Here is a 5,206-nt window from a genome sequence, read left to right as displayed (position 1 = left end):
AGCACTTCCTGCGACCACGGAAGTCCGCAGCTGATCAGATCGCGCGCGTCAGCGCTGTCGCTGGCGATGGCACGACCCCGTTCCAGTTCCGCCGGGTCGCAGCGCAGGCGCCGCGGCGCTTCACCAGGCCGTCCACCGCTGACGAAGAGGGTGGCCTCGGCCAGGCCATAGCAGGGATAGAGTGCGCGGCGGTCGAAGCCGGCCGGCGCGAAAGTGCGCGCAAAGTCGTCGAGCGTTCGCGCGCGAACGGGTTCTGATCCATTGAAGGCGACCTTCCAGCTCGACAGGTCGAGGGCTGAGACGGCGGCCGGTGTGGCGCGGCGGGTGCACAGGTCGAAGGCGAAGTTCGGTCCACCACTGGTCGTCGCACGGTAGCGGGACACCGCCTCCAGCCAGCGCATCGGCCGCTGCAGGAAATCGACCGGGGCCATCAGCACGCATGGGATGCCCAGGTACAGCGGCTGCAACATGCCACCGATCAGCCCCATGTCGTGGTAGAGCGGCAGCCAGGACACGAAGACCGTGGTCTCGTCATGCCCGAAGCCCGCGCGGATCTGCGCCAAGTTGGCGATCAGGTTCCCGTGGCTGACCATCACACCCTTCGGCGCGGACGTCGAGCCGGACGTGTACTGAAGAAACGCCAACGTGCCGGGCACGACAGCGCCAGAATCGAAATCTTCGCCGCCGCGGCCGGCCTGCCAGGCCGACGTGCCCAGGAAGTGACAGGCGCGCCAGGCCGGGCGATCAGCCACGGCGCGTCGCAGCGAGTTCGTCTCGTCGTCCGGCCCGAGAACCAACCGGGGTGCCGCGCTCGAGACAATGGCCTGCAGGCGTTCCAGCGCGCGCTCTGGCCGGACCGGGCTGGGCGGGTATGCAGGCACGGCGACGATGCCGGCATACAGACAGCCGAAGAATGCTTGCAGGTAGTCGGCGCCATGCGGGAAGACGAGCAGCGCTCGGTCGCCTGGCACGGCTCGCTCGCTTAGCACCGACGCGATGCGGCGCGCGCCGCGGTCCAGGTCGGCATAGCTCAGCCGGCATGATTCCGCCTCGCCATCGGAGAGCAGGATGTAGGCGGTGCAATCGGCCTGCATCGCGGCACGCTGTTGCAACAGCGCGACCAGCGTCTGGGCAGACGTTGGAGTCTTCGCCTCGATCATCGCGTTCGCAGGCTCAAGGGCCGCATGTCGGTCCACAGGGACTCGATGCGGTGCAGGCAGGCCGCCCTGGTATCCGGCTCGCCGACGAGTTCCCAGCCCGCGGGCACGCCGCGGTCACTCTGCCAGATCGAATACTGGTCCTCGTGATTGCGGACGACGCAGTAGAGATCAAGGTCTTCTTGCGTGTCAGGGTTCGGCATGGTTGGCATTCACTCGATGTGTAGAGTCAGCGTTGGTGTAGCGTTATGCAGACGATTCACACCCGGCCCGGCGCTTGCAACAATCGTGCATGACTGCGCAGCAGCAGGCGCCATCAAACCTAATGACGTCGTGCCCCGACACCGGTCGGTCCGCGCTTTCATGACTTCATCGCGGATGAGTCGCATGGTCCTGGTCCTTCAAAAGATCCGTTCATCTGTTCAGACGCATCTAGAGCTGCCGAACGGACATGGAGGCGCGAACTTCACGTAGCCGAAAGTCACTTGTGGAACTTCGGACTCTCTCCCACTGCTGGCCGCGAAGAGCGTTGTCCGGTCGCGAGGTGCGTGAGCAGACGGACCTTGACCGACGACGTGATAGCCGCTTTTGCGCAAGGTGCTGTCGTTCATGGCCGAGAACGTCACGCGCGAGCTCCCCATCGCCGAGATGGCCGCGCTTTGCGGGATGAGCGAATCGCACTTCTCGCGCGAATTCCATGCCGCAGCAGGGTTGCCGCCTCATCAATACGTGCTACGGCTGCGCCTGGAGCGTGCGGCACAGGCGCTCTTGGATTCAAACGCACCCATGGCCGACATCGCGCTGGACCACGGCTTCAGCAGCGCGAGCCACTTTTCGCGCGTCTTCGCACGGCGCTATGGGCAGCCGCCGGCAAGCTTTCGGCGCAACGCGTTGGGGGGGCCATGTGCGGTAGCGCACAGAATGCGGTCTCCGTCAAGGTCACATCGGTGGCAGTTTGGCGACGGAGTTGTTGAGTTCTTCCTTGTGCTGAGCGGTGTACGAAACAGCATCGTTAGGCTTAAGCCAGATGCGCAACGCCGCCTCCAGCTTGTCAAGGGTGCAAGGCTTGGTGAGGAAGTCATCCATCCCGGCTTCATGCGTTTCGGCCAGGTTGCTGGCCAGCGCATTGGCAGTCAGGGCGATGATGGGCAAGCGGTTCATCCCGCGTTCTGCTTCGAGAACACGCCAGCGTCTGGTGGTCTCGAAGCCCGATATTCCGGGCAGCATGCAGTCCATCAGCACAAGGCGATAGCTACCTGTCGAGAGACGTTGGATGGCTTCTTCGCCGTCTGCCGCGATGTCACAGGTGCAGCCAAGGCGCCGCAGTTGTGCCTCGACGACCATCGCGTTGATGGTGTTGTCCTCGACGACGAGAACGTGGGCGTCCTCGCGCGTGGTCGTGCGCTCCGTCAAGACTGCCGGCAGGGGCATGGGCCCGCTGTGCGCAAAGGTCCAGTCCGAGTGTTCATGTGCGGCTTCTGATACGGGAGCTGAGGTCTCAGGTAGCGGTAGCTCGACCCAGAAACAAGTGCCAGCACCTGCGCGGCTGGTGAAGTCGATCTGGCCCCCCATCAACTTGATGAGTCGCTTGGAGATGGTCAGGCCAAGTCCCGTGCCGCCAAAGCGTCGAGAGATCGATCCATCAGCCTGGCCAAATGCCTGGAAAACGCGCTCCCTCGCTTCCTCTGGCACACCCACGCCGTTGTCGCACACCTCAATGCGCAGAACGTGGATACCGTCTTCGTGAACTGGCCATGTCAGCGTTACCCGCACCTCGCCAATGTCCGAGAACTTGATGGCATTGCTGACCAAGTTACCTATGACTTGCTTGACCCGCTTGGCATCGCCAGCAAGCACCGCCGGAACCTGGTTGTCGGCATGCATGGACAGACCCAGGCCTTTTCCCGATGCATAAGAGGCAAACAGGCTGAGAACATCGTGAACGACGCTTCTGGGGGAAAACGGGCCTACCTCGATGCTGAGTTCGTCGGCTTCGATCTTCGAAAGATCGAGGATGTCGTTGATGATCGCCAGCAGGTTCCGCCCCGAGATTAGAAGCGTGCCGGCGAGTTCCTGCTGTTGCGGTTGCAGATCCGTCTCCAACAGCAACTCCGCAGTACCAAGAATGCCGTTCAGTGGTGTCCTGACTTCATGACTGACGGTGGCAAGAAAGTTCGTCTTTGCCTGGCTGGCCTTCTCGGCAGACACCCTGAGCTGCTCCACCTCCACCAAGTGTCGCTCGCGTCTTTGCAGCACCCGTACCAAGGTCGCGAAGGTGCCCAGAAGGAAGAGAACTGCCACGCCCGTCAAGGCTGCAGTAGCCTCAGCCTGCCGACGCCAGTTGGCGAGGTAGAAGTCCTCATGCATGGCCACGGCAAGCGTGAAGGGAAATCTGTCCACTCGTCTGGAGGTCACCATGACGCGACCTTCGTCGTCTGGCTCAGCGTCCCATGGCTCGAAGGGCCCGTCGACATAGCTTTCACCAGATCTGGCGGTGTCCGTGGGCGTGTTCATGAGCGTGCGATAGTGTCCGGCCGAGTTCATCGCACGTCCCAACAGTCGCTCGTCGTAGGGTGACCGCGCCATCACAATGCCGTCATTGCGCAACAGCGTGATGGCGGTGAGGTCTCGGCGCGAGACCTGGTCAGGGCGCATGTTGGCGTAGAAGTCCGAAAAGTACTTCGGCGACAGGCCAACGAAGACAGCGCCCAGAAACTGCCCATGCGCACTGCTCAGACGCCGAGAAACATAGATCGTCCACCTCCCGTCGACGCGGTTCTGTACCGGGGCGGCAATGTGCGGAGCGTCAGCTGTTCGCCGCAGTGCCATCTGGAACCCTTCGCGGTCGTGCATGTCGACCGTCGGTGGCGGATATTTCAACGAGGTGTTGAGCAGATGGCCGTTCGCGTCGACAACCGAAACCACGTCGATCCCTTCGAAGCTTGATTGGCGAGCCGCCAGCAGTCGTTGTTCGTCCTCGGCGCCGAGCTCGGCATCGAACTGCGCGGCGTCGGTGATGCGTCTTGCCGTCACGGCTCGAACGACCCCCGAAGCGATCGAATCTGCCGCCGCAAAGGCTTGATAGGCATGGGTCGACGTGGCGTAGGCGTGGTCTTCGGCCGATGTGCGAGCCGCAGTTTCAGCCTGAGATCGAAGCTGCAAGGTTGACAGCAGCGTGAGAATCACCAGGCCAGCAATCACGACGACGCCCAGGGCGCGGGTGGCCCGGCTCGCCGCTTGCGGACCCCGAAAGAAAAGCACCCTGCTGTAGGGCATGAGAACGCTCCCTGTGGCCGCCTCTCCGCGGCGACGGCCGATGCTCCCCTTGACCACCATGAGCCAAGGGTATTCCGCGGCGTAGCAATTGCCGTTCCGGTGCGAAACGCAAGGTTTGAACTTTGTCCTCACCAATCGGCAGCTCGGACTCGAGTCGACTCAAACTTGAAGGAAACCCGCGTACGCCAGCGCACCGACGGCGTTGGCGAAACCCGGTGCAATCGCGGAAATCGTCGGCGCACCTGTCGGCACCACACCATGCCGACACCCCTTTCATGTCGGCAGATTCCGTCCGTCTGCTGTCCTGGGAAACGGGTACCTGCCGCACCGCTACTACTGGCTTCCTCCTATCCGCAGGACCCGTTGTGAGCCTGCGCATGCGTCTGTTCATCGTGGTGCTGCTGGGCACGCTGGTGCCGTCGCTTTTGGTCGGGTGGCGATTCTTCCACTCCAGCGAGATCGAGATCGACGTGGCGATAAAGGGGCTGACCACAGCCGCCAACAACGTCGCGGACGACCTCGACCACCGAGTCCAAGGCACGGCCCAGTTGGAGTTCGGCCTCGCTCTGGCCAACGTACTGGACACCACCGATCGCGCCGCCTGCTCCACCTACCTGTCGGCGGTGCGCGAGGCCTACCCGCAGTACACCGGCCTCGTCAGCGTGTTGCCGGACGGCGAGCTGTTCTGTGATTCGTTGCGCACCGACCGGCGCCTGAACCTGCGCGACCGCCCGTACTTCCAGCGCGTGCGAGACGGCAGCAAAGGCTTGGTG

General features: G+C 63.1%; 4 protein-coding genes and 1 pseudogene. 2 read left to right on the top strand and 3 right to left on the bottom strand.

Annotated elements, in window-relative coordinates; translation table 11 throughout:
* Both AC1DYI_RS25760 and AC1DYI_RS25755 read right to left on the bottom strand, forming a co-directional pair.
* The coding region (locus AC1DYI_RS25760) for an AMP-binding protein (protein ID WP_477206982.1) at nucleotides 1-1,160 on the bottom strand (1,160 nt) is incomplete at its 3' end.
* The gene (locus AC1DYI_RS25755) at nucleotides 1,157-1,360 is read right to left on the bottom strand and encodes an MbtH family protein (RefSeq protein ID WP_477206981.1); all 204 of its coding nucleotides are present in this window, start codon (nucleotides 1,358-1,360) and stop codon (nucleotides 1,157-1,159) included. The genes AC1DYI_RS25760 and AC1DYI_RS25755, both read right to left, overlap by 4 nt.
* 406 nt (nucleotides 1,361-1,766) lie before the next feature.
* Here AC1DYI_RS25755 and AC1DYI_RS25750 point away from each other — a divergent pair.
* Nucleotides 1,767-2,030: pseudogene (locus AC1DYI_RS25750) on the top strand (helix-turn-helix domain-containing protein); the annotation flags it as partial.
* 66 nt (nucleotides 2,031-2,096) lie between these two features.
* Here AC1DYI_RS25750 and AC1DYI_RS25745 read toward each other — a convergent pair.
* On the bottom strand, nucleotides 2,097-4,433 hold the full coding sequence (locus AC1DYI_RS25745; RefSeq protein ID WP_477206980.1) for a hybrid sensor histidine kinase/response regulator: 2,337 nt from the start codon (nucleotides 4,431-4,433) through the stop codon (nucleotides 2,097-2,099).
* Between the two features lie 377 nt (nucleotides 4,434-4,810).
* Between AC1DYI_RS25745 and AC1DYI_RS25740 the strand changes: the two genes are divergently transcribed.
* On the top strand, nucleotides 4,811-5,206 hold a 396-nt coding region (locus AC1DYI_RS25740), incomplete at its 3' end, for a PDC sensor domain-containing protein (RefSeq protein WP_477206979.1).

It is taken from the genome of Ideonella sp. P3_A4, assembly GCF_056403075.1.
Note: the sequence above shows the minus strand (reverse complement) of the source record. Positions and strands in the feature narration are given on the sequence as shown.